The following is a 26,878-nucleotide window of genomic DNA, read 5'->3' on the forward strand; positions in this document are numbered from 1 at the left end:
TATGGTAGATCAATTATACCCGAGAGTGATTCAGCCTTTGACCGATCCGATCAAAACGCCTTTGGCAAAATATTTCTGCAGGAATGGATAAATGGCAAGAATCGGAAGAGCACTGATCATCACCGTAGCCATTTTGACTGACATTAGCGTAATATTATCCATCGAGCTTCGTGCCAGCACTTCCTGATTTTGGTTAGAGCTCATGATCGCGGATAAGTCTTGCGCTGTCAGCAGTTGCTGCAGGAAGGTTTGAACCGGAATCAGGTTCTGGCTCGTCACATAGAAGGCGCCCGAGAACCAGTCGTTCCAATGACCAACTGCCGTAAAGAGTCCAAGAGCGGCAAGCATCGGTTTTGAGAGCGGTACTATAATTTGAATCAAAATCCGAACGGGACCAGCTCCGTCCAATTCAGCGGACTCGAACAATGCTTCAGGAATACCTTGTATAAACTTCTGCATGACGAACATATTCCAAGCTGAGAAAAGTCCAGGGATGACGTACACCCAAAACGTATTGGTAAGTCCGAGTTTAAACAATTGAATATAGAAGGGAATTAATCCACCACTGAACAGCATCGTCAAGAGAATATAAGTCAGGATGCCATTTCGGAACGGAAGACGTTTATACGATAATCCGTACGCAGCTGCAAGAGTAATGGCTAGCCCGCCAATTGTCCCAATAATCGTTCTTGCAATGGTGATCAGATAAGCATGGCGGATAACCTGATTTCCAAGCACAATCTCATAGTTGATCCAGGTAAAGGACCGCGGCCAGAGATAAACGCCACCTTTTGCGGCATCTGCCCCCGTATTAAGCGAAATAGCCAGCATATAAACAAATGGATAAATAATAGAAACGCACATGACTACTAGAAGGATTACAATAATCCACTGTCCGATCCGTTCAAGCATAGTTGCTCTCATTTGTCACCACAGCCCCTCACCGTTGATTTTCTTGGAGAATGTGTTCGTCGACACGACGAGCAGGAGACTAATGATCGATGACACAAGACCAACTGCAGTAGCCATACCGAAATAGCCTTGCTGGAGACCATTACGAAGGACATAGGTATCAAGAACATCCGCAACTTCCTGATTGGCTGAATTCATCATAGGATAGATCTGATCCATCCCTACCGTGATTAGACTTGGGATGCTCAAAATAAGTACAATTGATATCGTTGGCAGAATACCCGGAATCGTAATATGCCGCATCTGCGCAAATTTCCCTGCACCTTCAACCTTTGCTGCTTCGTAGAGCTGTGGATCAATCGTAGAAATCGCTGCCAGGTAGAGAATCGTGTTCCAGCCCACCTCTTTCCATAAACCACTGGATACGATCATCGGACGAAACCACTCATTCGTACCGAGAAAGAAGATCGGTTCTCCGCCTGCACGTCCAATGAGGTCATTAACTAGTCCTCCATCTAACGTCAGGAAGGATTGCAGAATGTAAGCCACAACGATCCAGGAGAAGAAATGCGGCAAGTAGCTGACCGACTGCACAAATTTTTTGAAAAATGGATGCGTGATCTCATTAATCATAAGGGCGAGGAGAATTGGCATCGGGAAACCAAAGACAAATTTCAGAACCGAAATATAAAGGGTGTTCTGAACCACCGTCCAGAATTGCGGCTCATGAACAAACGAGAAATTGTCAAATCCAGCCCAGCTGCTGTCCCACATTGAGGTGCCGATTGAGAAGTTCTTAAACGCAATCTGAATACCCAGCATCGGGATATAATTGAATAGAAAAAGCAGCACAACTGCCGGTAAAATCATCAGGTACTGCCAGCGGTATTTATACATCTTCGCAATCATATGTGTCCCCTCCTTATCTACACCTTCATTCTACCGATGGATCGATAAGGGGAAAACGTAACAACGATTAGATTTCTATCGATTTGATACGATGTTTGCCAGGCAATAAAAAAAACAAGCAGCGATAAATCACTGCTTGTTTTCTAAGCTTACACCGCATTCGAATTCGAACCTTAAACATTGTCCTCCTTTTCGTACTCCTATGTGTGCTTTGGCGAACGAATTTCCTTTTCAAACAGCCCCTTCTCTTTTCGCAGAACAAGCAACCCCCATCCCAGCAGGCCTCCTGCACCATTCAGGATAAGATCATCTACATCAAAGCTGCCCATCGCGAATAGAAGCTGCGAGCATTCCAGTCCTAAACTTAAACTAAAAGAAAGGACAAATGCTACAAGGAAAGAGGAGATTGTACGTTTTGACCACAATCTGACGAAAACGCCGCAAGGCATAAAGATTACAATATTACCAATCAAATTAGTCTGATCGTTATGATCCGACAGCCTTTGAATATTCTGTTCAATCGATTTAAACGGTGTAAAATTAGCACGCTGTAAGCCGTATTCCATATAATCAGGATACTCGATCGTTCTGTGAAATTGCTGCCATAGAAAAGTAAGATTAACCGTACCATATTTGAACAATATCACTTTGAGCAAAATGTACAGATATAATAAAAACAACATTGATACAAATACCATAATAGTTCCATTAGTGTTCTTCATCCTGTTTCTTAACCTTTCTATCCTAGGGATCCTGATAAAGGAATCCGTTTTTGTCTTACCCTAGGTTAGAACGAATTGTTTAAATAATAGGTATGGCAAAACTAAAGTTTTTCTTAAAACCGGTCTGCTCTGTCCCCTGCACTGATATGCTGCATAATGTACAACGTAGCTGCGTGCGTTTTGCGGGGGGTTGCGAATGGCGAAGAGGCTGAACCCAACCGGGCTCAGCCTCTTCGCCATTTGCAACTTATGAAATAGACTGTTCAGGATATCGTCTTAAAGCCATTGAAGACTGCCTGATGGAAAGAGAAGGTGTCAGAACAACACGTTCAGGCTGCTCTCCCGGCTGACCGATTTGGCGGACTAGAAGCTGTACGGCCGTCTGCCCCATCTGCTCAATCGGCTGGGCAATCGTTGTGAGCGGCGGATCCGTCACGGAAGCGAGCACCGTATCGTCGAAACCAACAATCGAGCAGTCCTGCGGAATACGAAGTCCCATTTCTTTGGCCGCTCGGAGAGCACCAATCGCAAGCATATCGTTGCAGCAGAATATGGCGGTTGGACGATCGTCCCTTTGCAGCAGCTCCTGTGCCTTGTTCTTCCCCTCTTTGATACCTGAGCTTAGAACAAATGCCGGATCAAGTGTTATCCCTGCTGCCTCGGCGGTATGCTTGAACCCGCGTACTCGTTCTCTGCTGCTGCTGATTGAATCCTGTTCAGCCAATACGGCGAGATGGCGATGTCCAAGCGAGATCAGATGCTCAGCCGCTGCGGCACCACCCGCAAAGTCATCCACAACAACGGAAGGAACGACAACCGATGGAAACTCCCTCGCAAGCAAAGCAACAGGAACTCCTCCCTGCAGCAATGGCTTCAATACAGACAGCTCCTTCAGACCAGTGCCGATGATAACACCATCTACGTTTTTCTGCTGCAGCAATGCGGCATAGTGCTCAACCTTCTCATCCTTGTTATCCGTGCTGCATATAAAGACACTGTATCCGTGACGTTGCCCTTCATCCTCGACTGCTCTCGCGATCTCGGCGAAAAAGGGATTCGAGATGTCCGGGACAAGCAAACCAAGTGCATATGTCTTCTTGCCTGTTAGAGCAGAAGCAATCATGCTTGGCTTGTAGCCCATACGCATGATGATCTGCCTGATCTCTTCCCGGCGTTCCTCGCTGATCTTCCCTTTACCATTGATGACAAGGGATACAGTAGCAATCGATACGCCAGCTTCCTTTGCTACATCATATATGGTCGCTTTCATGATTGATGGTCTCCATTCGCACGTAACATATTTAAGTTCATTATGCGCGCAAAGGGGAGCGCTTTCAATGATTATCTAGGAACTGCTGGGGAAGGCATCAGCCACGCATGCGCTGGATCATTATAAAACTTCCAAATACGTGTCGGTCCTGCCATTACATTCAGATAATAGACATCATACCCAGGTGGCGCCGAAACCGGATGATACCCTTTTGGTACAAGCACCGCTTCACCGTCAGCAACAGCCAGCGTCTTATCAAGCGAGCGGTCATCCGTATAGACCCGTTGTACCGCAAAGCCCTGACTCGGATTGGTACGATAATAATACGTTTCCTCAAGGAATGACTCCTCCGGAAGGAAATCCCGGTCATGCTTGTGCGGCGGGTAGCTCGACCAATGTCCGCCAGGTGTAAATACTTCGACAACAAGCAGGCTGTCAGCAGGCTCCGTCTCTGGCAAAATATTTTGAACGAGACGAGCCATATTGCCGCTGCCCCGATTCTCCACTCCAACCTGGTCTGGGGAGATTAGGCGGGCTTCATGCCCACCTTTGCCTGGCGCAAGGCACACCGCAAGCTCAAGCTCCGTAAGCGCCGTTATATTCCAGCTGTCGCCGTTTGGCACATAGACGGAGTATGGTGGTATTTTCTCAAATACACTCATTCTCTCGCCGATGTTATCCCAGCTCTTGGTGCTCGTGGATACATCCGCTTTGCCGCTCAATAGGACAAGACAAGCTTCCTGATCCCCCGTTTCACGATGCAGCGATTGCCCCGGGGCTAGTTTAAACACTTCAAAACCAACATACTCCCAGCCAGCCGACTCCGGTGTAATGGACAGCACACTGCCATCAGCACCGGGTGCCTGCTCGGGCTTTACGATTAAATCACTCATGCGTTCAGCCTCCTTTATAAGTTCGAATAATTAAATCAGTTCGCTTAGCTTAACTGGTCTTCCCAGCTTGGCAGACTGCTTCGCAGCCAGCGCAATAAGCTCGGCTTGAAGTCCATCATTACCTTCAACCGGGAGCGGATGGTTATGCCGTACACTGTCGATGAACATTCTAGTTTCCTCGACATACGCTTCGTTATAACGTTCGAGGAAGAAGTGAAGCGGCTTATCGCGGACTACACCCGCCTCATCACTAACGGTAACCGTATTTGGATAATCATTTTCCGCTGAAGCGGCACCTCGAGAGCCAAACACCTCAACACGCTGATCATAACCGTATACAGCTCGACGGCTGTTATCAATGATGGCCAATGCACCACTTGTAAAGGTAAGTGTCGTTACAGCTGTATCGTAGTCACCTAATTCACCGATAACCGGATCGATGAGGACCGCTCCTTGCGTGTACACCGTCTCAACCTCACTGCCCGATATAAAACGAGCCATATCAAAATCATGAATCGCCATATCCATGAAGATGCCGCCGGATACCTTGATGTATTCCGGGCTAGGCGGATTCGGATCCCTTGACGTGATCTTCACCAGATGCGGATCACCAACGCGATTTTGTGCAACAAGCTCCCGCAGACGTTTGAAATTATGGTCAAAGCGCCGATTAAAACCGATTTGCAGCTTAACACCGGCCTTTTCGACTGCATCAAGCGCTTCCTTTGTCTTGTTCACATCCATGCTGACGGGCTTCTCGCAAAAGACATGCTTACCTGCTTCTGCTGCTTGAATAATGAGCGGTACATGAGTATCCGTCGACGAACAAATAAAGATTGCGTCAATATCCGGATGTCCGATAAGTTCCGAGCTGTCCGTCGTAACCATACCAATACCGCGCTCGCTTGCCCATGCCTTCAGCTCTTCATTTGCGTACAGATCACTAACAGCTATAATCTCTGCATCCGCCATGCGGAGCAGATTATCGGCATGAATCTTGCCGATACGCCCCGCGCCGATAATACCAACTCTAACCTTGCTCATACGCCGCTCCCCCTGTTGGCCCGCTTACCAGCGAGCCGTCACCATTTTTTTACGAGTATAGAATTCGACTCCATCCGTACCATTGGCATGAAGATCGCCATAGAAGGATTCCTTCCACCCAGAGAATGGGAAGAAGGCCATCGGCGCAGGAACGCCAAGGTTGATTCCAAGCATACCAGCGTCAATGGTTTCACGGAACTGACGGACATTGCTGCCATCCTTCGTGAAGAGGCAAGCGCCATTCGCAAATGTGGACTGATTAGCAATTTCAATAGCTTCATCAAGGGAAGCAGCACGCATAATTGACAGCACCGGTGCGAAAATCTCATCTTTCCATATTTTCATCTCGCAGCTTACGTTATCGAAGATGGTTGGTCCTACAAAATAACCGTTCTCGCTTGCAGCAGCATCCTTGCGGCCATCGCGCAGCAGCGTTGCACCTTCCTGCTCGCCCGATTCGATATAGCCGAGGGTACGCTGTTTATGGGAATCACGGATGACTGGTCCAAGGAATACGCCGTCTTCCAATCCGTTGCCGATTGTAATCGCGTCCGCCGCCTGCTGCAGCTTCTCAATAAGCGGATCCGCTACATCGCCAACCGCAATAACAACTGCACAAGCCATACAGCGTTCGCCGGCTGAACCAAAGGCTGCACTGACAATCTGTGTGACGGAAGCATCAAGGTCAGCATCCGGCATAACGATGGAGTGATTTTTGGCGCCAGCCAGCGCCTGCACCCGTTTGCCGTTAGCTGTTCCTGTTTTGTACACATATTCAGCAACTGGCTGGGAACCAACGAAGGAGATCGCAGCCACATCTTTATTTTCCAGTAAGCCATTTACGACATCATGGGCACCATGCACGATGCTCAGCACACCAGCTGGCAAGCCTGCTTCCGTGAACAGCTCAGCGAGCCGCGCTGCAAGCAACGGTGTCCGCTCGGAAGGCTTCAGGACAAAGGCATTGCCACATGCAATAGCAAGTGGGAACATCCAGCAAGGAACCATCATCGGGAAGTTAAACGGCGTAATGCCGCCAACTACCCCGATTGGATAGCGGTACATGCCAGATTCCAAATTCGAAGCGATATCCGGAAGCTGTTTGCCCATCATCAGATTCGGAGCACCAGCCGCGAACTCTACGCACTCAATACCGCGCAGAACCTCGCCATGCGCTTCGGTGTAGCTTTTGCCATTCTCTTTCGTAATAAGGCGTGCAAGCTCCTCCCAATTGTCAACGAGCAGCTGCTGATATTTGAATAGTACGCGTGCACGGCGCGGCACCGGTGTTTTACTCCATGTGCGGAAAGCTACCTTAGCTGCAGCAACCGCTTCATCAAGATCCTCTCTCGATGAGATTGGCACATAAGCGAGCACTTCCTCTGTTGCCGGATTATAGACTGGCTCTGTTTTGCCGGAACGGGAAGGCACCCACTGCCCGCCGATTAGATTATTTAGAGTTTGGACACTTGTATTTGTGTTTGTATTCGTTGAATTCGTCATAAGTCTTTCCCCGCTTCCTGATAAGTTTGGCTTGTTAGTTGCTTGCTGCTGTAATTTCTCCCTTGAGACAAGCTTCAATATAGGCATGAACTTCAGGTGCCTTTGGCATTGCATCTGAACAGCTATGACTGGAGATGACGATGCAGGCTGCAGCGCTGCCGAACTCCATGCTCGCGCTGATGTCCCAGCCCTGCATTAAACCATAAAGGAATCCGGCCGCATAAGAGTCGCCAGCTCCAAATGTCTTCACAACCTTAGCCGGGAAGCTTCTTGCCCGATGCGAGGAGCCGTCCTTCGTATATGCGATTGAGCCGTCCTTGCCATGTTTGATAATGACGATATCAGCGGAATGATTAAACCATTTGGCTGCTGTAATATGGTCGTCCCGCTCCGGATTATTCCCAAGGCGTTCCATCATATCGAACTCTTCCCGCGTTCCGATAATAATGTCGCACTTCTCTGCTGCCAGATTGTAATAGACAGCTGTTTCTTCATCTGAAGTCCATGTATAAGGCCGGTAATCGAGATCAAAAGCAATAACTGCTCCATGCTTCTTGGCGTAATCCAATGCTTGGAATACAGCCTCACGCGATGGGCTTTGAGCAAGCGCCGTGCCGGAGATCAAGAGCAGCTTCGCGTCAGCAATAAGCTCCTCCCGTACTTCTCCCGCTTCCAGCAGCAAATCAGCAACATTGTCCCTGTACATGAGAATACTGCAATCCGTAGGGCTTTTGATTTCCGTAAAAGCAAGTCCCGTTACAGCACCGGTACGGTCAACGGTCACGCCGGAGGCATCAATGCCTTCTTTGTTCAGATAGCCGGTGATGAACCGTCCCATCTGATCATTGGCAACTTTGCCGATAAAGGCCGTTTTGAGTCCAAGACGGGACATGCCGATACAAATATTCGCAGGCGAACCACCGACATATTTGGTAAAGGTAACGGTCTCCTCCATGGAACGGTTAATCTCATTGGCGTTCAGATCGATACAAAGACGGCCAACTGCAACGAAATCAAGAGGTTTCGCGGTATCAAATTGGATAGCTTTACTCATTGACCTTCGCTCCCTTCCGAGCATTCTCGTTAATCAGCGTATCTATATGTTGCAGCGCGATAAACGCATATTCGTATGGCGGGTGAATCGCAGGATCCTGCTCACCTTCGAGCATCGCCCATCCGTTATATCCTCTGTCCACCAGCTCGGCAATAATAGGGGCAAAATCGATACAGCCGTCACCTGGAACGGTGAACACGCCTTTTCGGATACAGGTTACAAAATCAGCTGCTTCCGCACGTGCTTCAGCCAGAACGGATGGCCGGATATCTTTTAGATGGATATAAGCAATCCGGTCGTAATGCTTGCGAAGCACCTGAAGCGGATCAGCACCACCGTAGTAGGCATGCCCTGTATCATAGAGCAAGGAGACAAGCGATGGATCCGTCAGCTCCATCAGGCGGTCGATTTCCTCAGGGGATTCTACAACCGTCCCACCGTGATGATGGTAAGCAAGCTTCATGCCGAATTCGCGGGCAATGCTTCCCGCAGCGTTCAAGCCTTCCGAGAGGGAGCGCCAGCCGTCCTCGTCCAGTCGAAGCACTTCCTTCTCATTTGGCGTACGGCGTGGATCAAAGTGGAGCGAGCCGCCAACCTCAGCTGTGCTGATAACCTTACTTCCCATTTCGCTTAAAAATTGGCAATGTGCTCGATAAGCTGCAAGTTCCTGCTCACGATAAGAGGGATCGGACAGCAGAACCGATTTCCATTGCGAAACCAGCTGAATGCCGCGAGATGCCAGCTCCTGCTTCAGTACAGCAAGATCCTGCGGATATTTACGCCCCATCTCTGTGCCGGTTAATCCCAGTCTTTGAATATCATCCAAAATCGTTTCATAGGTCGTATCCGCCCCATGCTCCCTGACATCCTCTCCCACCCAATTGATGGGATGTACACCAATCTGAAAAGGTCTATTGTTAGACATGCTTTTATCCTCCTCGCCGAATTGGACTTTCCCCTATAGTTGTCTAGCTTTACCTGTCTCTTCCGCCATCTCGCGATGTGCTGCCTCAACCTTCGGACTAACCGATACGGCCGGCACATCAACACGCCACCACGATTCGTATCCAGCTGTATTCGTACCAGGTACAACCTTCATCTCAATCAGCGTCGATACTGTCTCCTCACGAGCCAGCAGAATTGCCTCGCGGAGCTGTTCAGCTGTGTGAACGGTATAAGCTCGAGCTCCAAGGCTGCGTGCATGAGCAGCAAAATCCATCGGCATATAACTGCCGCTAAGTTTGCCGTCAACTGGATTACGGAACCGGAATTCATTCCCGAAGCCGTCGCTGCCATGACCTCTTTGCAGATTATGAATACATTGGAAGCCACTGTTGTCGAACAACAGCACCGTCATCTTTACACCTTCCTGCAGGCTGGTCACGAGCTCAGAATGCAGCATCAGATAACTTCCGTCTCCTACAACGGCGTAGACATCTCTATCTGTCTCCGCTAGTGCTGCACCAAATGCACCGCTGACCTCATAGCCCATACAGGAGAAACCGTATTCCATGTGGTATGTCTTTGGTTCAACCGGCCGCCACAGTCGATGAAGGTCGCCGGGAAGGCTTCCAGCTGCTGCAACGATAACATCAGACGGCTGAAGAGTTTCGTTAATGACGCCAAGCGCCAGCGTTTGGGATAATCCTGCTTCATGCTCAAGTGCGTATAATCGGTCAACCTCATGATCCCATTCCGCCTTAAGCCCCGACAGCTCTCCAGCTGCGTAACCGCTTGCATAGTCAACCTCAGCCAGCGCCTTATGGAGCGCTGCAATGGCTTCTTTCGCATCGGCTGTTACCGCTATGCCGTCCAGCTTCACCGAGTCAAACCTGCTCACGTTTATGTTAATGAACTGCACATCTTCATTGCCAAATGCCGACTTGGATGAGGTCGTGAAATCCGAGTAACGGGTACCAACGCCAATAATGACGTCAGCTTCTTGTGCTAGACGGTTGGCCGCCAGCGTCCCCGTAACACCTACACCACCCATATTGAGGGGATGGTTCCATGGAAGAACACTCTTGCCTGCCTGCGTCTCGGCAACCGGAATGCCAAATGCCGACGCAAAGGCAGCAAGCTGCTCGGTCGCTTCACTGTAATGTACACCGCCGCCAGCGATTAGAAGCGGCTTCCGCTTGCCAACAAGAAGCTCGACTGCACGCCGTATCGCATCTGCAGCAGCAGGACGGCGCTCAATCATATGCACTCTTTTCGCAAAGAACGATTCCGGATACTCATACGTCTCCGCCTGTACGTCCTGCGGAAGTGCGAGTGTGACAGCCCCCGTCTCGGCTGGATCGGTTAGTACCCGCATCGCCGAAAGCGCCGCCGTCATCAGCTGCTCCGGACGGACAATCCGGTCCCAATACCGGCTTACAGGCTTAAAAGCATCAACGGCTGATATCGTATAATCGCTTGGATGCTCCAGCTGCTGCAGCACTGGATCGGGCTGACGGCAGGCAAAATTGTCACCGGGAAGGAGCAAAAGCGGGATCCGATTTACCGTTGCCGTACCAGCTGCTGTCACCATGTTCAGTGCGCCAGGTCCAATTGAGGACGTACAGGCGAATATTTGCTTCCTTCCGCTCTGCTTGGCGAATGCCGTTGCGGCATGTGCCATTCCCTGCTCGTTTTTCCCTTGAATGAAGGTCAGGCTTCCGGGGCTCCGCTCCAATGCCTCACCAATTCCCGTTACGTTGCCGTGCCCGAAAATGCCCATAACGCCTTTTACAAATTTGGTCTCCGTCCCGTCAACCGACACATACTGGTTGTCTAGAAAACGAAGCAATGCTTGTGCCATCGACAATTTGATCGTCTTCATCCTTTTCCCGCCTTCACTATTGGATTAAGCGCTTTACCTAGTAAAAAAAAGAACTCTATTAAGAGCTTATGTTTTCTACCTCTACAGAAATGACATTCTTTATGCGACGCATTTCATCATATACGGATGTCGTTGGGTATAGATCCCCGGATGACAGGACAAGCCGTATTTCCTTCCGGCCATCGCCTATGTCTTTGATCGTTGTATGTTTAATCTGATGATCTGACCGGATACTTGCAAGCATCCCGTTCAGCTCAGTTGCGCGGTCGAAGGTCATACATACCGATACGTCACGCTCCCGCAGCTTGGACGGTCCAAGTGCACGAACAGCGAGCGGTACTAGATTAACAGCCATTATGATAATACCGGCGGCTGTGAAGGCTTCCTTATAAAAACCTGCACCTGCCGCTATGCCTAGAGCCGAAGCGGACCATACCATCGCGGCTGTCGTAAGGCCGGAGATTACATCATTATTCCGCCTCAGGATGACTCCCGCTCCAATAAAACCGACACCACTTACGATTTGTGCCGCCAGCCGCATGGGATCCATATTGGTCATACCCGGATTGGAAAGCGAAGCTGCCGCTTCAATGGATACCATCGTAATCAGGCAGCTTGCGACCGAGATGACCATACTCGTCTTTATACCTAGCGGTTTATGCCGAAGCTGGCGGTCAACACCAATTAGGAGACCAAGTGCTAATGCAGCGCCAAGCTTTAGTGCAAACAACGATGTTCACCCCCTCTAAAGATGTATTCTCCTTATATGGGAAATTTTCCTGCACTGTTTAGCAAACTGACTTCAACACCAGCAAGCATCATAATGCCGATTCCATGATTGTCATTGACGACGGTGCGCAAGTCGTACATATAGTAATCTGGTGAGAAGGAGTAGCGAGAACCGCTGCATACGCCGTGAACATTGCCTGACCGATCAATCGCATTTTCAGTTAAACCTTTCCACGCTTTCCTTGCCGCAGCCGCGTAATCATGATCGCTGCCAGACAACCAGCCGAAGCGAATACCACGGGCAAAAGCATACGCGAACATCGCCGTACAGGATGCTTCTTCATAAGCTTCAGGCTCGTTCAGCACCTGTCTCCATAGTCCCGAGCTGCTCTGCAGATCGGCAACTCCAGAACACATGGATTGGAAGAAGTCTATCAGCGCCTCGCGATTCGGATGATCCTCCGGTAGGCGCTCAAGCAGCTCGGAGAGCGAGAACAATACCCATCCGTTGCCTCGGCCCCAAGGTACTCTTGTCGCCTGGCCGTATTTGAAATCATACACATGTGACATAATCCGCTCTTCTTCAATAAACAGATAACGCTGGAACAGCAGAAACTGTCTGGTCGCCTCGTCGATCGCTTCCTGGTTTCCGCTAATGATCGCATACCGTGTCAGGAACGGCCCGCTCATGTATAGATCATCCGCCCAAAGCGTGTTGTCAAAATATTCGCCTTCGCTAAGACGATAGAAAGCCCCGTCTTCTCTCCGCTCCAGCCTCTTCAGCATAAAGTCTGCAATAGGATCAGCAATACGCAGGAACATATCGTCATCCTCCTGCAAATATGCCTCCAGCATCGCGGAACCAAACGAACCGCAGTTGTCCAGCATCCGCGTCAGCACCAGCTGGTGATTGACGCTTGGAAAACCGTACTCCTTGCGATCCCAAAGTGCATAATCGTACATGTCTGTGCAACTCCTGATATGGGAGATGGCATAGTCTGACCACTCCTTGCGGTTCAATACCCGAGCTGTGCGCAGCAATCCATACATCGTGACGCCAAGCGGGTAATCCCAGCGTCCAAAGTTAGTTGCTGTGCCTGTCGTCCACTTATTACTAAGCATCGCATTCTCATAGAACGGACGAAGGCGGGTATGCGGCATATTCAGCTCCCAATACGTGCTGCCAGCAGGCTGCCCGCTGAGATCAATGGCAGGAAATAGTGTGGATACCTGGCAGACTGCCGCTGCGTCAAGCGCTGTATTTACAGCAATTGGTCCAGCGTATAACCATTCGCCGCTATAACCATGGATGTGCATAGGCTGTTTCAAAGCAAGAGGTTTGCCATCTGCTGAAGCATTCAGTTCAAAGCCCCAGCCCTGCGGTCCACTTAGCGTGCGGATTAATAGATTCCCGCTGCTATAATCTGCCTTCACATTTTCCCGGAAAGAGCCCGCTTCCGTAAGATTCAGCACCAGCTTCCCATCGATCCACACCGAAGCTGGTCCACACACACGCCCTTGCAGTACAAGGGACTCTGTCCCCCATATCGGCAGCCTTGTCCAGCCATAGCCGGCAACCACTGCCTCCGGTCTCCCGTATTGCCGCTCCAGATTTGACAAGGCTGCCTCCTCTGTCTTCCATTTCGTACGTGGAAGCCAGCTTAAGCCCGTCTCCTCCTCCGAATGCAGCTCTTCTGGGAAAGCCTCTTCACCATAATATGGCTTCTTCACCGGTTCCGAGTATACCCATCCGGCACTGCCAGCCCGATCTGTAAATGGAGCGAGTACATTCAGAATCCGAACCTTAGCTTCATCTGCCCCGAATCGGCAGCCAAAGCCTGCAGGCGTCCGCCTAGCTTCGATCAGAATCCGGTTCCAACCTTTTGCCAAAAGCATCGGAATAACTACACGGGCATCCGGCTTCATTTCTTCCACAGCGGAAGTACGGAATAATTCCTTTTCATTCATATACAGTTTAATAGGGCCAATAGGCTCTAAATTACAATCTATCGAACGCTCATTATCACTCCATACAAGCCCGTACACATAAACATAATCGCCGTTTGCTGCTTGCGGCCATCTGGAAGACAGATTCATATCGTACAAGCCTTCCTCATTTTGCAAAATACCTTGATGCGAGAATGCGCGATAAGCAAACGGGATTGGTGGATTCGCACCGATATAACGGCTGGCCAGCAGCTCCAGAATACGGCGATCCTCATCACCAAACGCATACCTTGCGCTGTCCCTGGACTCTATATATACGCTCATTGTCCGTTCCTCCCCGTACCTGCAGGTGACAGCCGAATGTTGAATGTCCGCTCATAAGGCGTCAGTACGTTAACAACTAGTGTCTGGCAATCAGACGGGTATGAGGCTCCACGAATCGATTTCATTCCGTGCTCCTGTGCTCCCCCATCAACCTCGATCCAGTCGTCACCAGCTGAGAATCTTACTGTGCCATCCTGCCAGAATTCAGTCCCTGTCTCAGCTGTCGCCCGTTCGCCGCCGCTGAACTGCCCATCCTTCCCGAAAATGAAGGAAATTTGAGTCATCAGCACATCCGGCTTATCGCATTTTACGCGAAGCTTCCAGCCCTCTTTGGTTTCAGTCAACTCGACTTCCAATTGATGCTGCTGCAAATGAGTCACTTCACGAAGCTGATGCGGAAGCAAATACCACGGACTGACCCGAGCTCCTGCGGATTCAGGCATCCGTTCACTTGCAATCGGACCGTAATAACCCTTCGCTTCTGTTCCCGACAGCAGGTATCCGTGGCCCAGCTGCTCCATGTCGTTCATCTTGATAAAGCCTGGCTCAAACGTGCTGCTCACCTGTACACCAAGCAGCTTCGCCTCCCCATGGCGCAGCGCAAAGAAGGAATTGGTCTCCGTCATAACTGTCACGCTTGTTTTCCCTTCTCGCTGCCTTGCAACCGGAGCGCCAAACTCGGGATGAAGCCTGCTGTGATAGATTCGTCCGCCATGTCCAGCTGACTCCATCTGGCTTAGATAACCTTTTCGATTGAATTGACCGTTGATGACAATCCGGTAACAGTCCGGCAGGCTGCAAGGCTCAACCTTTGAATCACGCAGCTTGGGATGAAGCAGAAAACCTAATAGAGCATTGTTCGGAATCGCTCCGGGATGATCAAGCACCTCAGAACCAAGTCTAGCTAGAGCGGCAAAAAGATGATCCTTATCATGTTCAGCCATTAGGCTGGATACCAGCAAATAGCCTGACATATCGTACTTATGTCCGAAATCCTGCCGGCCGGAATAGTCCGTTACAACTTCCCCATCTGGATGGATCAGATAAGCCATCATTCGCAGATTGCGGCGAACCGGCTCCAGCAGCTCCGGATGGCCAAGCAGTTCAGCGGTATGGTACAACATCACGTCGCTTACGCCGTTATAAATGCCGTTGCTGCGTTCTGTCCATTCCCCATCCTCTGTACAATCGATCCCTTCAGCCAACCAGGCATCTGCCCTTGCAATAAGATCCATATTGCCTGTCAGCCTATACAGGAAGCCAAGCGCAGCGGTCAGCACCCAGCGGTGATTAGGTGTATGGCAGCCGCCAGTTAACAGCGCCGGCACCGACTGTTCCAGAAACCGCCGGATATTCATTCGAGCCGTCTCCAAAGCCGTCCATTCATGCTTCTCAAGCAGCTCATAAAGCTGGGCAAGTCCTACAACCGCGAAGGCTGTATCCGGCGGCGAATGCATATTCGTCCAGCCCGGCGAAATGGTACCGTCAGCATGCTGATGGCGTACGATAAACGCCGCCGAAAGCTCCAGACGGTACAGCAGCGATTCGTCATGATAATATCGGGAATCAGCGTTTACGAGAGCACATCCCCAGATCGCCATCACAGCTAATGTTCCTGTATGGGTCGGCCAAGCAATACCACTGTCCGGATCAGCCACTCCTCCATAGAAGCGGCTTTGACTGTCCATAATCTGATTATCCGTCCCACGTTTGACCCAGCCATCATTGACGGCTACCAGCTTCTCGTACATTGTAATCATCCTTCCAAAGGTTCCTTTAAGCCGGTAAGCCTGCGAGCTTAGCTAGCAGCAGCTCATGGCTCTGCTCAATTTCCTCCGGCGTACATACTGCTTTGAGTTCATATACCTTCACAGGAGCCGCTGCAATAATCGGGAGAAAACGGTCGAAGTATTCCATATCGCCACTATGCACATAAGGGCACCAGTGATCCGACAAGCCAACTGTCTCATGAATATGAATACCAACCACATTATTCTTGATCGCTTCCATATCCCGCGCATTATCGTACAGTCCCATTCGTTCCATCATCATGCCATGGCCAAAATCGTACCACAGCCCAACCCTTGCGCCCTTCAGCCGGTCGAATATCGACTTCGCTTCGCGCAGCGTCGGCATCTGGTAGCAGCGCGAACGGGTTTCAATGCCAATCGATACATCCCAGCCCTTTGCATCAATTCGATCACAGACTTCCTCGAGACTGTCACCGATCCGGCTTAGATAATGGCCTGCAGCCGCTTCCCTGCGATCGATCATTTCACTCCATAGCTTTGTATAAGCAGGAGACTCAAGACCTTGCTCGTTATAAAGCTTCTTGAGCTCATTATCGATGTTATAGTCAAATGGCACCTCACCTGGATGAACAACAACGGCCTTTGCCCCGTACCGGTTCGCATACTCCGCAGAACGTATCAGCAGCTCAATAGAGCGCTGACGCTTCTCCTCATCATCGAAGCCAAGCAAGACAGAATCGGTTCCGTAATCAGGATCTGCAACATGCGGGAACGTATTGTGAACGCTCGATACCCCGATCTCTCCCCGTTCGATCATCGGTTCAATAGTCGACAGCAGCTCATTCGTCACATTATAGTTCAGCTCTACGAAGCGAAAGCCAAGCTCCCGAATTTCATTGATCATTGTGTTGCCTGTTTGATGCCGCTTAATATTCCAGCATGTTGAGAACGAATATTGTCCTTTGTCCTTCCCCATCTTTTAAGCCCTCCTGATGAATTGCGGCAAGCGGCCGCATTCGTGCTACCCCTTAACAGCTCCAAGCATAACGCCGCTGACGAAATACCGCTGCAGCCATGGGTAGACGATTAGAATAGGTACTGTTGCAAAGATAACACTCGCTGCTTTCAAGCCCTCCGGCTGCAGCATTTGTCCCCCACTTGCGCCTTCCGCCTGCATTAGTTCACTGACCATGTTATTGTTAACCAGCTGATACAGCTTCAGTTGAAGCGGATACATCTCTGGACTCGTTATATACATCAGCGTATCGGTAAAGCCATTCCAGCGGCCTACCGCATAGAACAGGCTTAGAGTAGCGATAACTGGCATCGACAGCGGTATGATAATGCTGACCATAGTACGGAAATAAGAGCTTCCGTCGATCTCAGCCGATTCCTCGAGCGAGTCGGGAATACCTTGAAAAAACGTAATTAAGATAATCAGATAGAACGGACTGATTAGTCCAGGCAGCACAAGTGCCCAAATCGAATCCAACAAATGTAAATTACGCACCAACATATATTCCGGAATAATACCGCCGCTGAAAAACATCGTGATCACGATAATAAACATCACGACCTTACGGCCTTTCAACTTGGTTTTTGAAAGTGGATAAGCTGCTGCAATCGTCATCAGCATACAAAATACAGTGAACAGAACCGTCAGCATAACCGTGAAGCCGAGCGAACGAATCATCGAGCTGTCAGTGAATACCTGCTTGTAAGCACCCCAATTGATTTCCACCGGCAGAATACTAACCTCGCCGGACACAATGGCACGTGCCGAGCTTAAGGAAATCGCTATTATATGAATAAACGGAGCCAGACATAGCAGCACGAATAGAAGTATCAAGGTCGTATTGATGACATCAAATGACCGGCTGGCTTGTTGATCTCTCATGTCTTACCGCTCCTTTCTCGTTTTCGGGTAGCATAATTCTAGATAATACTTTGGTCCGCCAATTTTTTGGAGGTATAGTTCGCGCCAAGCACAAAGACAAGTCCGACAATAGCCTGGAATAAGCCGACTACCGTAGCAATCGTATATTGTCCGGATTCTATACCAATACGGTATACGAAGGTGCTGAGCACATCCGCATAATCCCGAACGGCGGTGTTGCCGATGATATAAGGACGTTCAAAGCCGATCGCAATCATGTGGCCCAGGTTGATAATAAGGAGAGTTACGATTGTTGGCTTCAGCGATGGAAGTGTAATACTGAAAATTTTTCTGAGACGGCCTGCACCATCCACATCTGCAGCTTCAAACAGTTCCCTATTAATGCCTGTAAGGGCCGCTAAATAGATGATCGTTCCCCATCCGGCACTTTGCCATACGCCAACAACCAGGTAAGTAATCAGCCAATCCTTCTTATCCGTCAGAAAAGGAATCGCATCGAGGCCAAAGGACGTTAAGATATTATTAATCATGCCTGACTGTGTGCCAAAGACCTGATAAACGATCCCGCCGATTATAACCCAGGAAATAAAGTGCGGAATGTACAAAATCGTTTGCGACAGTTTTTTGAACCATACTATCTTCAGCTCATAGAGCATAATGGCCAGAAACAGTGGAGCCGGGAACGATACAATTAAATCCAAAAAGTTAAGCATCAAAGTATTACGTAATACTTTGAAAAAGTCCGGCATCGCGAACACTTCTTTAAATCCGTCGAACCCAATCCATTCACTACCGTTAATCCCTTGAAAGAAGTTGAAATCTTTAAACGCAATTAGAATGCCGTACATCGGACCGTATTTGAAAATAATAAAGTAACTGACCGGAAAAATAAGTAGTGCATACAGCTGCCAATATCTGCGTAAATACGCGGTTCCTTTCAATACCATCCACCCCTGTCCGCTTACGGTGATGCCCAGAGACGAGAACCAAAAGGAAAGTTCATCGTCTCCAAGCTGTTAAATTTCGAAACTGCCTTTATTTCTTCATCGCCTCGTAAGCTTTTGTACGTTCATCCAAAATCGCTTGACCGCCGTTTGCCATATAATCTTTTATTGCTGCTTCATATGTGCTTTCGAATTGGTCTGGCTTAGCCATCGCTGTTTTAACGATGATTTCTTTGTACTTATCTTGAAGAGCTGTACCATATTTGGCTTGTGCTTCAATCGGACGATCGAACAAGACCGGCTTGATTGTATCGGATCTGGAAATTGACAATGCTTTACGTGTTTCCTCTTGGTTAGCCTCAGGCATGCCAACGACATATGCCTCTACGTTTTTGTCTGCATCGCCAAGCTGCTTGCCGTTCGAGATAATAGCCATATCGCCAAAGTTATAGATGCGGTTTTTAATTTCATCTGTTGCATCTGTCTTCATGACCGGAACACCATTCTCCAGCGTATAGTTCTCGCCTTCTACCCCATTTTGCATATCAAACAGGTTACCATCCGAAGCCATCCAGTCGAGGTATTTAACCGCTTCTACAGCATTCTTGCTGCTCTTAGGAATCATAAGGTACATGCCGACTGGTGCGTATTCCGGCTTCGCATGCTTGCCTTCCGAATTGGAGAAGACATCAACCGCCGAGAGCTTCGCATCTGAAATATTGGTCATCAGCGTAGAGTACGTGCCGTCCGCATAGAACGGGTTCATATCATCTTCACTAAAGAATCCGACCAGACCTTTAGCAGCGTCTTCATTCAACTTCTTCTCGTCTTCATCAAGGCTGAAATCAGCGCTCATCAGCCCTTCGTTATACAGCTTGTTCATGAATTGAAGAGCATCCTTGAAGCCTGGCAGCAATGTCGGATAGTCCGCCGAACCAAGCTGCTGCGTCAGTGTGTAACTCTGTTCTTCCGTCAAAGGCTGAATGAAGGACCAGATAAATGGATCATAGCTGGAAGGAGCAAGCGACATCCCAAGTGGAATCACTTTACCGCCGGTTTGACCCGGATCTTGTTCCTTGAACGCCTTCAGCGTTGTATATAATTCATCCGTAGTTGTCGGCACTGGCAAACTCAGCTTTTCAAGCCAGTCCTGGCGGATGAATGAGGAGTATTTACCTAAGTGGGAGCGTTTGGCCGGAAAGGCAAACTGCTTGCCATCATATTTGCCGTATGCAAGTGTGTCTTCTCCAAGGAACTTCTTCAGGTTAGGTCCGTATTGATCAAGCAGCTCGCCAAGATCCGTCAGACCACCCTGCTGTGCGTAACGATAGAAGGTTCCCGAATCATACGTAAACACAATGTCCGGAACGTCACTGCCGCTGGCCATCAGCACGTTCAGCTTCTGAACCTCTTCCGAACGAGGAACCGGAACAAATTGTACATTGATGTTGTTTGGCGTACCGAATTTGTCCTGTACGAATGTCGTTAAGTAGTTCTTCGTAATGGTAGAACCTGCAGGAGAATTGCCTCGGTCGAATACTTCAACTTTAAGTGAAGAAGCTTTGCCGGAAGCCTTGTCGCCTCCAGTTGATTCGTTTGCTTTCTCGTTGCCATTGTTGCTGCTGCATGCGCTGATCAGCATCGTGCCTACGAGTGTAGCTGTTAATAGAGTGCTGGCAGTTTTTCTTCCTCTTTTCGTTTGTACCATTTGAACCCAACCCCTCTTTATTAAGGTTTGCTTCCTGCACCCGGTGTTATTAATTGAACACGCTTACAAGCTTTACTGTTGGTCCGTGTTTGGGAAGTGGCCTCAGTATGACACGCCCTCCAATATCGTGACAATAAACCAGTTTCGGCTGAGCAAACCGTTCCTCCAATCCGTTGCCCCATAAGGCTTTTGAAGCTTAGAATAAATCATTTTCCCGATATAAACCGTATAGCAAAAAGCCCGTAATAAAGCCTTTTCCTGCGATAAACCATACGATTGACTATAAAAAAGAACGACAGCGGTGGTCCGAATGAAATACATTATCCGGGCCACCGCTGTCATCATACATAGATCATTATTGTCATCATTCTATAGTAGCTTCATCACGATTGCCCTGTACGCCTAATGACAAAGTGGAAGGGCGCATCTTCAGCTTGCGGAATTCGCCTGGTGTTACACCAGTCAACCGTTTGAATACCCGTCCGAATGTTATGGAGTTAGCATAACCAACTTGAAGGGCAATATTTTGTACCGTCTCTTCTGTCTCGGCGAGCAGACGCTCAGCTTGCTGCATCCGAAGCTGTACAAGAAAATCAACAAACTTCATATCGTACTCCAGCTTGAACAGATGACTGGCATATTTGCCGGATATTTCGAACCGATCGCTCAAATGCTTAAGAGACAGATCCGGATCGGCGAAGTTCTCTTGAATATAATCTCTTATCTCGGTAATCATCGTTTTATAGCCTTTGGCCTGGCTCATTGATACATACGTATCGTAGACTTGGACGAGGTAATCCAACAGCAGCTCTTTCATCTCTGGAAGTGCTGATGCTCCTCTCAGGCTTACAAGCAATTTAGAAATTCGGTTACCATCCAGACATTCATTCAAAGAGTCCGACAGCTCCTTCAGCTCCCGGCTGAGCATCTGCAGGAAAAGCTGGATAAACGATAAAATATCTTCATCCTTCATTACATCTGTTTCAAAATGCTTAAATAGCTGCTCAAACGTATCCCGCCAGCTTTCATTCGTTAAGCGGAACTCCTGCACACAATTCGTACACTGCTGCATGTAATTGAACATTCCGCGCGACTGATCCAGTGGAATATCACCACTAAAGGTAATCGCATTACGCCCGATGGCGAATTGATATTCCATACCGTTTAGAGCATCACGGTAGGAACGTCCAATTCCGCCCCAGTCATTCACAATGGAGCCGATACCAATGGAAATATTGAAGCGCAAATGCTCCCCTACCCATTCCCGTGCAACCATTGCTGTTTTACGAAGCTGGTCCTGAACTTGCGACCCGGTGTCGCCTGTGGCGAACACAAACGTGATCCGATCCGATGCGGACCATTCTCCCCATCCCTGCAAACCTTCAACACTTGCAAGCTCCTGCATCACATTACCCAGCGCGAATTTTAATACATTCTGCTCATGAAGCGTATTTTCCGCTTGGAAATCATCGTACCTGTTCAGCCTGACGACCATAACGGCATACTGCCCCGCATCCGGAAGAAGATTCAGCCTGCGCAGCCGTTCCATCATTTTATCGCCGCGTTGTCCGCTAATGAGTTCATTAAATAGTTGCCTGCGTCCAAGCACAATACTTTCTTGCTGCTCCTTCTCATGATCAAGAGATTGAACAATTAAATTCTCGAGCGCTCGATCGATCATCGTCAGATCGTCCGTCTTGACCGCTGAGCCGTCACTCCCCCTGAGTTGCAACGCTTGAATTCGGTTCATCATCAGCCTGATCGGCTTATAATTTCGCCGGGTAACCCAAATAATATAGACAATGGCGACAACGAAGGTCAGAACCGCGATAATAACCCATACATACGAAACAACCGATACCCAGCTGCGCAAATGACCAGCCTGAAGACCACTCTCAAACGTCCAGCCCAGCGACCCGGAGGTGAGCGTTGTCAGCACTTTCCCACTAGGAGCAGAGCTGTCTCCCGGATAAATTGGCTGCCTTGCTGCATCGGTGATCCGCATGAACGAAACCTGATGATTCGTCATGCTTCCAATCAGTTGCTCCACATTATATAAATTGATGTTGACGACCAGTATGCCGTCTTTTCCGAATGGAAGCGGCGTCTGCTTGTACATGGAAATAACCCGTACCGGCTTCAGTCCGTCAAATTCCCGGAACTCGCGGCTTGCCGACCAACCTTGGAAATCCCGGTTATTATTTGCCTTCTGAATAAATTCACGGTCACCAAACTCCGATAAATCGGTCAGACCACTAGAAGTGAGCACGGAATTATCCGACTGCTTGTACAAATAAATGGATTCGACCAGGTCATTATCTTCAATCATCGACCGCAGACTATGGACGACGTTATATTTAATCGTTGTAGACTCGGATGTACCATTCAAATATGCCGCATAGCTCTTGTTCGCCTCGGCTTCCTTCAGTACATTAAACTCTACTTCACGTATAGACCGTTCCACACTGTTTACGACATACCCGGTCGTAATTTTATCTGCCTTAGCCGTCTCTGAACGAGATATTTCATTAACCGCAATGAACGACAAGAATATGATCATCGATACGGTCAACACCAATATCGGAAAATAAGACACGAGCAGCCTTAAATACCAATTGTTAAGCTTTAGCATGTTCAACCTCCTGCCAAACCTGACTCTAGATGAAAGCGTTATCACAATAATTAGCATAAATGAGTTAAGCGGTTTACTAGTGCCTACATTGTAGCATGCCTCCTAATGATTCGAAACACTTTAAGCGGCAAAAGTTATAAGATCATTGTTGAATTTTTTCGAGGTCAGCCTATGCATCCGCCAGAATAAACAAAGGCCACCATAAGAGGTGTTGTTTGGAAATGGGCATGTCATCAGCTTCTAACTCTCTCAAATTGTCAGAGCCTCCGTGAAGATTAGATGAAAAGTTATTTCTAGCATTGCTTTCAGTTGTATATAGATTTATAAAGAGGATAAGAGCAAATTTATTTGCTACTTCAATAAACCCAATAGGAGATGATTGAATGGATTCTACAGTTTCTACTAACGCAGGGAAATGTCCAGTTATGCATGGCAGCGCTACTAGCCACAAATCTAGTGGTACTTCAAATAGAGACTGGTGGCCTAACCAGTTGAACTTGAATATATTGCATCAGCATGACAGAAAATCTAATCCTATGGGCGAAGACTTTGATTATGCTGAACAATTCCAACAGCTGGACTACCAAGCTCTTAAACAGGATCTCACTCATTTAATGACAGATAGCCAGGAATGGTGGCCTGCTGACTTTGGTCATTATGGTCCTTTCTTTATCCGCATGGCTTGGCACTCTGCAGGTACATATCGCACAGGTGATGGCCGTGGCGGCGCGGGAAGCGGCACGCAGCGTTTTGCCCCGCTTAACAGCTGGCCAGACAATGGTAATCTAGATAAAGCACGCAGGCTTCTTTGGCCGATTAAACAAAAGTATGGCAATAAAATCTCTTGGGCAGACCTCATGATTCTAACCGGTAATGTCGCTATTGAATCAATGGGCGGTAAGACATTTGGCTTCGGTGGTGGACGTGCTGACGTCTGGCATCCGGAAGAAGACATCTATTGGGGTAATGAGAAGGAATGGCTCGGAGATACGCGTTACACCGGCGATCGGGATTTGGAAAATCCGCTTGCTGCCGTTCAAATGGGTCTTATCTATGTGAATCCGGAAGGCCCTAACGGTAATCCCGATCCGGCTGGAAGCGCCCGCGACATTCGCGAAACGTTTGCCCGTATGGGCATGAACGATGAAGAAACCGTTGCACTCGTTGCCGGCGGCCACACTTTCGGCAAGGCGCATGGCGCAGGTGATGCTGCTCTGGTTGGTCCAGATCCTGAAGCTGCTCCTATTGAAGCACAAGGGCTTGGCTGGCTGAGCACACATGGCTCCGGCAAAGGACGCGATGCCATCACGAGTGGTGTTGAAGGTGCTTGGACGGCTAATCCAACACAATGGGATAATGGCTTCTTCGATCTTCTGTTCGGCTATGAATGGGAGCTGACGAAGAGCCCGGCAGGTGCACATATCTGGGCTGCGATCGATCAAGCTCCAGAGCATCTTGCACCAGATGCTGAAGATGCATCCATTCGTGTTAAAACAATGATGACTACTGCCGATATGGCCTTGCGAGTAGATCCAGCATATGAGAAGATCTCACGCCGTTATCATGAGAATCCGGAAGAGTTCGCGGATGCGTTCGCTCGTGCATGGTTCAAGCTGACACATCGTGACATGGGTCCTCGTGCAAGATATTTGGGTCCTGAAGTTCCGTCTGAAGAGCTAATCTGGCAAGATGTAATTCCAGCTGTCGATTATACATTAACAGATGATGAAGTCGCTGAATTAAAGGAGAAAATCCTTGATTCGGGACTTACAATCAGCGAGTTGGTTACGACAGCTTGGGCTTCGGCCAGCACCTTCCGTGACTCGGATAAACGCGGCGGTGCCAATGGTGCACGTATCGCTCTTGCTCCACAGAGAGATTGGGAAGTGAATCAGCCGCAGCAGTTGACCAAAGTGCTCACTATTCTTGAGGGCATTCAAGAGGAACTGGATAAGAAAATAAGCCTTGCCGATCTGATTGTACTTGGCGGCAGCGCAGCTGTTGAGAAAGCTGCACAAGAAGCAGGCTTTAATGTAACGGTACCTTTCACTGCTGGTCGCGGCGATGCTTCGCAAGAGCAGACCGATCTGGAAAGCTTTGCAGTACTCGAGCCGGCTGCTGACGGCTTCCGCAACTATCAGAAGAAGCAGTATAGTGTAAGCGCTGAAGAGCTACTGGTAGACAAAGCTCAGCTTCTAGGCCTTACCGCTCCGGAAATGACTGCCCTTGTTGGCGGCTTGCGTGTTCTTGGTACTAACCACGGCGGCACCAAACATGGCGTATTCACGGATCGTGTTGGTACACTGACGAACGACTTCTTCGTCAACCTGCTCGACATGAATATCGCATGGGAACCAAGAGACGGCGGCATTTACTACGGACGTAACCGCACAACAGGCCAAGTCGACTGCACAGCAACTCGAGTTGACCTCGTGTTTGGCTCCAACTCCGTTCTTCGTGCAGTGGCCGAATTGTATGCACAAGACGATAACCAAGAGAAGTTTGTGCGCGACTTTGTCGCTGCATGGGTGAAAGTGATGAATGCCGATCGGTATGATCTGAAGTAAGTTCGCCATTATTATTATTCATAGTCAAACAGAGAGAAGAGTCCGCGAGTGCGGACTCTTCTCTCTGTTTCCATGTAAAAGGCTGTAATCTATTTAATAGACCGCTTTCCACTCCGCAATGTTTGAAGCATCAAATTTAAACGGCGCGCCAAGCATAATTTGTGTACCTTCGCCGTCCTCTATTACCTCTTTTTCCCCTAATTTGCCAGCCGTCACCTTGTCGCCTAATTTGCCTGTAATCGTGCCTTTAATGAGTGCGTCAGCTACATAGCCCGACAGATAACCAACATCAAGCGGATTCCACAGGTACATCCATTGGCAAACACCGCTTTCGATATATTCCGCCATCTCACTTGGCAGACCGAGGCCCGTCAACTGAACTTTACCCTTCAAGCCTTTGTCCGTCAGTACTTTGCCCGCAGCTGCAATTCCAACCGTTGTAGGAGCGATGATGCCTTTCAGATTCGGATAAGATTTCAGCAGCGCTTCTGCCTCAGATACACTCTTGTCGCGAAGGTCGTCGCCATATGCAACTTTGACCAGTTTAACATCTTTGTATTTAGGATCTTCCAGCTCTTTTTTCATCCACTCAATCCAAGTGTTTTGGTTTGTCGCTTGGGAAGTCGCGCTAAGAATCGCAATTTCACCAGAACCACCAATCATTTCTGTTACACCTTGTATGAGAGTACGTCCGATTAACTCAGGATCTGCCTGATTCACATGAACCATTCGACTTTTCGCATTAACCGCCGAATCAAGAGATAACACTTTAATACCTGCTTTCATGGCTTTCTCCAAGGCTGGCTGTAGCGCGTCCGGATCATTGCCCGTGATAGCGATTGCGGATACCTTTTGAGAGATAAGCTCCTCAATCATTGCGATTTGAGCTTCTGCAGTCGGCTGATCCGGTGCCTTCAGAATCGCTTCATAACCAAGCTCTTCCACTGCATTCTTATATCCATCCATCAATTTTTCACCGTAAGGGTTGCCTGTATTTTTAAAGATGATAGCTGCTTTGCCGCCTGCTGCAGGAGCATCACTTTCTTTCACGCTTGGCTCGGAGCTTGCATTTGGACTATCCGTCGCTGCCGTTCCAGTGTTATTTCCGTTATTGTTATTTCCGCAAGCCGAGAGCATCACCATAAGTAAGATGGCCGTTAAACACGTTACCCAGATCTTTTTCATTTTTCTGTTTCCTCCCTTGTTTTCGTTACTTATATATACAAAACAGCCTAATGACCGTCATGT

20 protein-coding genes are annotated in these 26,878 nt (G+C 48.8%); 1 reads left to right on the forward strand and 19 read right to left on the reverse strand.

The features are described from left to right. Nucleotides 1–30: 30 nt before the first annotated feature. The 18 genes from AC0YNT_RS14110 to AC0YNT_RS14195 all read right to left on the reverse strand — a co-directional run bounded on the left by AC0YNT_RS14110 (nt 31) and on the right by AC0YNT_RS14195 (nt 23,063). The gene (locus AC0YNT_RS14110; RefSeq protein WP_167279764.1) at nt 31–924 is read right to left on the reverse strand and encodes a carbohydrate ABC transporter permease; all 894 of its coding nucleotides are present in this window, start codon (nt 922–924) and stop codon (nt 31–33) included. Between the two features lie 3 nt (nt 925–927). Then, nucleotides 928–1,821: an ABC transporter permease gene (locus AC0YNT_RS14115; RefSeq protein ID WP_167279763.1), complete on the reverse strand. Its 894-nt coding sequence runs from the start codon at nt 1,819–1,821 to the stop codon at nt 928–930. A 200-nt stretch (nt 1,822–2,021) separates the two neighbouring features. Further along, the gene (locus tag AC0YNT_RS14120; RefSeq protein WP_475805171.1) at nt 2,022–2,543 is read right to left on the reverse strand and encodes a VanZ family protein; all 522 of its coding nucleotides are present in this window, start codon (nt 2,541–2,543) and stop codon (nt 2,022–2,024) included. A 247-nt stretch (nt 2,544–2,790) separates the two neighbouring features. Then, a complete protein-coding gene (locus AC0YNT_RS14125; RefSeq protein ID WP_475805172.1) occupies nt 2,791–3,813 on the reverse strand; it encodes a LacI family DNA-binding transcriptional regulator in 1,023 nt (340 codons plus the stop codon). Between the two features lie 71 nt (nt 3,814–3,884). Continuing rightward, nucleotides 3,885–4,706 (reverse strand): 5-deoxy-glucuronate isomerase, encoded by an 822-nt coding sequence (gene iolB, locus AC0YNT_RS14130; protein ID WP_475805173.1) that lies wholly within the window; start codon nt 4,704–4,706, stop codon nt 3,885–3,887. Nucleotides 4,707–4,736: 30 nt separating this feature from the next. Continuing rightward, nucleotides 4,737–5,750: an inositol 2-dehydrogenase gene (gene iolG, locus AC0YNT_RS14135; protein WP_475805174.1), complete on the reverse strand. Its 1,014-nt coding sequence runs from the start codon at nt 5,748–5,750 to the stop codon at nt 4,737–4,739. 24 nt (nt 5,751–5,774) lie between these two features. Then, the gene (locus AC0YNT_RS14140; protein WP_475805175.1) at nt 5,775–7,253 is read right to left on the reverse strand and encodes a CoA-acylating methylmalonate-semialdehyde dehydrogenase; all 1,479 of its coding nucleotides are present in this window, start codon (nt 7,251–7,253) and stop codon (nt 5,775–5,777) included. Between the two features lie 34 nt (nt 7,254–7,287). Next, nucleotides 7,288–8,307, reverse strand: a complete 1,020-nt coding sequence (iolC, locus tag AC0YNT_RS14145; protein ID WP_475805176.1) for a 5-dehydro-2-deoxygluconokinase — start codon at nt 8,305–8,307, stop codon at nt 7,288–7,290. Continuing rightward, complete coding sequence (gene iolE / locus AC0YNT_RS14150; protein WP_475805177.1) at nt 8,300–9,232, reverse strand: myo-inosose-2 dehydratase; 933 nt, start codon at nt 9,230–9,232, stop codon at nt 8,300–8,302. Before iolE ends, iolC begins: the two co-directional genes overlap by 8 nt. 33 nt (nt 9,233–9,265) lie before the next feature. Continuing rightward, nucleotides 9,266–11,131, reverse strand: coding sequence for a 3D-(3,5/4)-trihydroxycyclohexane-1,2-dione acylhydrolase (decyclizing) (gene iolD, locus AC0YNT_RS14155; RefSeq protein WP_475805178.1), 1,866 nt, complete (start codon nt 11,129–11,131; stop codon nt 9,266–9,268). Between the two features lie 58 nt (nt 11,132–11,189). Beyond that, nucleotides 11,190–11,861: an MgtC/SapB family protein gene (locus AC0YNT_RS14160; protein WP_167279754.1), complete on the reverse strand. Its 672-nt coding sequence runs from the start codon at nt 11,859–11,861 to the stop codon at nt 11,190–11,192. Between the two features lie 32 nt (nt 11,862–11,893). Beyond that, entirely contained in the window at nt 11,894–14,131 is a 2,238-nt protein-coding gene (locus AC0YNT_RS14165) for a glycoside hydrolase family 88/105 protein (RefSeq protein WP_475805179.1), read from the reverse strand. Then, nucleotides 14,128–15,882, reverse strand: a complete 1,755-nt coding sequence (locus AC0YNT_RS14170) for a hypothetical protein (protein ID WP_475805180.1) — start codon at nt 15,880–15,882, stop codon at nt 14,128–14,130. Before AC0YNT_RS14170 ends, AC0YNT_RS14165 begins: the two co-directional genes overlap by 4 nt. 25 nt (nt 15,883–15,907) lie before the next feature. Further along, complete coding sequence (locus AC0YNT_RS14175; RefSeq protein ID WP_475805181.1) at nt 15,908–16,858, reverse strand: sugar phosphate isomerase/epimerase family protein; 951 nt, start codon at nt 16,856–16,858, stop codon at nt 15,908–15,910. A gap of 45 nt (nt 16,859–16,903) precedes the next feature. Beyond that, nucleotides 16,904–17,779, reverse strand: a complete 876-nt coding sequence (locus tag AC0YNT_RS14180) for a carbohydrate ABC transporter permease (RefSeq protein WP_475805182.1) — start codon at nt 17,777–17,779, stop codon at nt 16,904–16,906. Nucleotides 17,780–17,817: 38 nt separating this feature from the next. After that, the gene (locus AC0YNT_RS14185) at nt 17,818–18,720 is read right to left on the reverse strand and encodes an ABC transporter permease (protein WP_475805183.1); all 903 of its coding nucleotides are present in this window, start codon (nt 18,718–18,720) and stop codon (nt 17,818–17,820) included. 94 nt (nt 18,721–18,814) lie between these two features. Then, nucleotides 18,815–20,431 (reverse strand): extracellular solute-binding protein, encoded by a 1,617-nt coding sequence (locus AC0YNT_RS14190; RefSeq protein ID WP_475805184.1) that lies wholly within the window; start codon nt 20,429–20,431, stop codon nt 18,815–18,817. Nucleotides 20,432–20,795: 364 nt separating this feature from the next. Then, entirely contained in the window at nt 20,796–23,063 is a 2,268-nt protein-coding gene (locus tag AC0YNT_RS14195) for a helix-turn-helix domain-containing protein (RefSeq protein WP_475805185.1), read from the reverse strand. 383 nt (nt 23,064–23,446) lie between these two features. On the opposite strand from AC0YNT_RS14195, the gene katG reads away from it, so the two are divergent. Beyond that, entirely contained in the window at nt 23,447–25,630 is a 2,184-nt protein-coding gene (katG, locus tag AC0YNT_RS14200; protein ID WP_475805186.1) for a catalase/peroxidase HPI, read from the forward strand. A gap of 93 nt (nt 25,631–25,723) precedes the next feature. Here the strand turns inward: katG and rhaS are convergent, their stop codons facing one another. Next, entirely contained in the window at nt 25,724–26,815 is a 1,092-nt protein-coding gene (rhaS, locus tag AC0YNT_RS14205; RefSeq protein WP_475805187.1) for a rhamnose ABC transporter substrate-binding protein, read from the reverse strand. Nucleotides 26,816–26,878 lie beyond the last annotated feature (63 nt).

Source organism: Paenibacillus sp. J22R56 (genome assembly GCF_056269375.1).

Excerpts from the sequence above, each read along its gene's own strand:
- AC0YNT_RS14165 (WP_475805179.1), bottom strand. The coding sequence starts at position 14,131 with ATGAGCGTATATATAGAGTCCAGGGACAGCGCAAGGTATGCGTTTGGT.
- AC0YNT_RS14125 (WP_475805172.1), bottom strand. The coding sequence starts at position 3,813 with ATGAAAGCGACCATATATGATGTAGCAAAGGAAGCTGGCGTATCGATT.
- iolB (WP_475805173.1), bottom strand. The coding sequence starts at position 4,706 with ATGAGTGATTTAATCGTAAAGCCCGAGCAGGCACCCGGTGCTGATGGC.
- iolC (WP_475805176.1), bottom strand. The coding sequence starts at position 8,307 with ATGAGTAAAGCTATCCAATTTGATACCGCGAAACCTCTTGATTTCGTT.
- AC0YNT_RS14140 (WP_475805175.1), bottom strand. The coding sequence starts at position 7,253 with ATGACGAATTCAACGAATACAAACACAAATACAAGTGTCCAAACTCTA.
- iolD (WP_475805178.1), bottom strand. The coding sequence starts at position 11,131 with ATGAAGACGATCAAATTGTCGATGGCACAAGCATTGCTTCGTTTTCTA.
- rhaS (WP_475805187.1), bottom strand. The coding sequence starts at position 26,815 with ATGAAAAAGATCTGGGTAACGTGTTTAACGGCCATCTTACTTATGGTG.
- katG (WP_475805186.1), top strand. The coding sequence starts at position 23,447 with ATGGATTCTACAGTTTCTACTAACGCAGGGAAATGTCCAGTTATGCAT.
- AC0YNT_RS14180 (WP_475805182.1), bottom strand. The coding sequence starts at position 17,779 with ATGAGAGATCAACAAGCCAGCCGGTCATTTGATGTCATCAATACGACC.
- AC0YNT_RS14175 (WP_475805181.1), bottom strand. The coding sequence starts at position 16,858 with ATGGGGAAGGACAAAGGACAATATTCGTTCTCAACATGCTGGAATATT.
- iolE (WP_475805177.1), bottom strand. The coding sequence starts at position 9,232 with ATGTCTAACAATAGACCTTTTCAGATTGGTGTACATCCCATCAATTGG.
- AC0YNT_RS14195 (WP_475805185.1), bottom strand. The coding sequence starts at position 23,063 with ATGCTAAAGCTTAACAATTGGTATTTAAGGCTGCTCGTGTCTTATTTT.
- AC0YNT_RS14170 (WP_475805180.1), bottom strand. The coding sequence starts at position 15,882 with ATGTACGAGAAGCTGGTAGCCGTCAATGATGGCTGGGTCAAACGTGGG.
- AC0YNT_RS14110 (WP_167279764.1), bottom strand. The coding sequence starts at position 924 with ATGAGAGCAACTATGCTTGAACGGATCGGACAGTGGATTATTGTAATC.
- AC0YNT_RS14120 (WP_475805171.1), bottom strand. The coding sequence starts at position 2,543 with ATGAAGAACACTAATGGAACTATTATGGTATTTGTATCAATGTTGTTT.
- AC0YNT_RS14190 (WP_475805184.1), bottom strand. The coding sequence starts at position 20,431 with ATGGTACAAACGAAAAGAGGAAGAAAAACTGCCAGCACTCTATTAACA.
- iolG (WP_475805174.1), bottom strand. The coding sequence starts at position 5,750 with ATGAGCAAGGTTAGAGTTGGTATTATCGGCGCGGGGCGTATCGGCAAG.
- AC0YNT_RS14115 (WP_167279763.1), bottom strand. The coding sequence starts at position 1,821 with ATGATTGCGAAGATGTATAAATACCGCTGGCAGTACCTGATGATTTTA.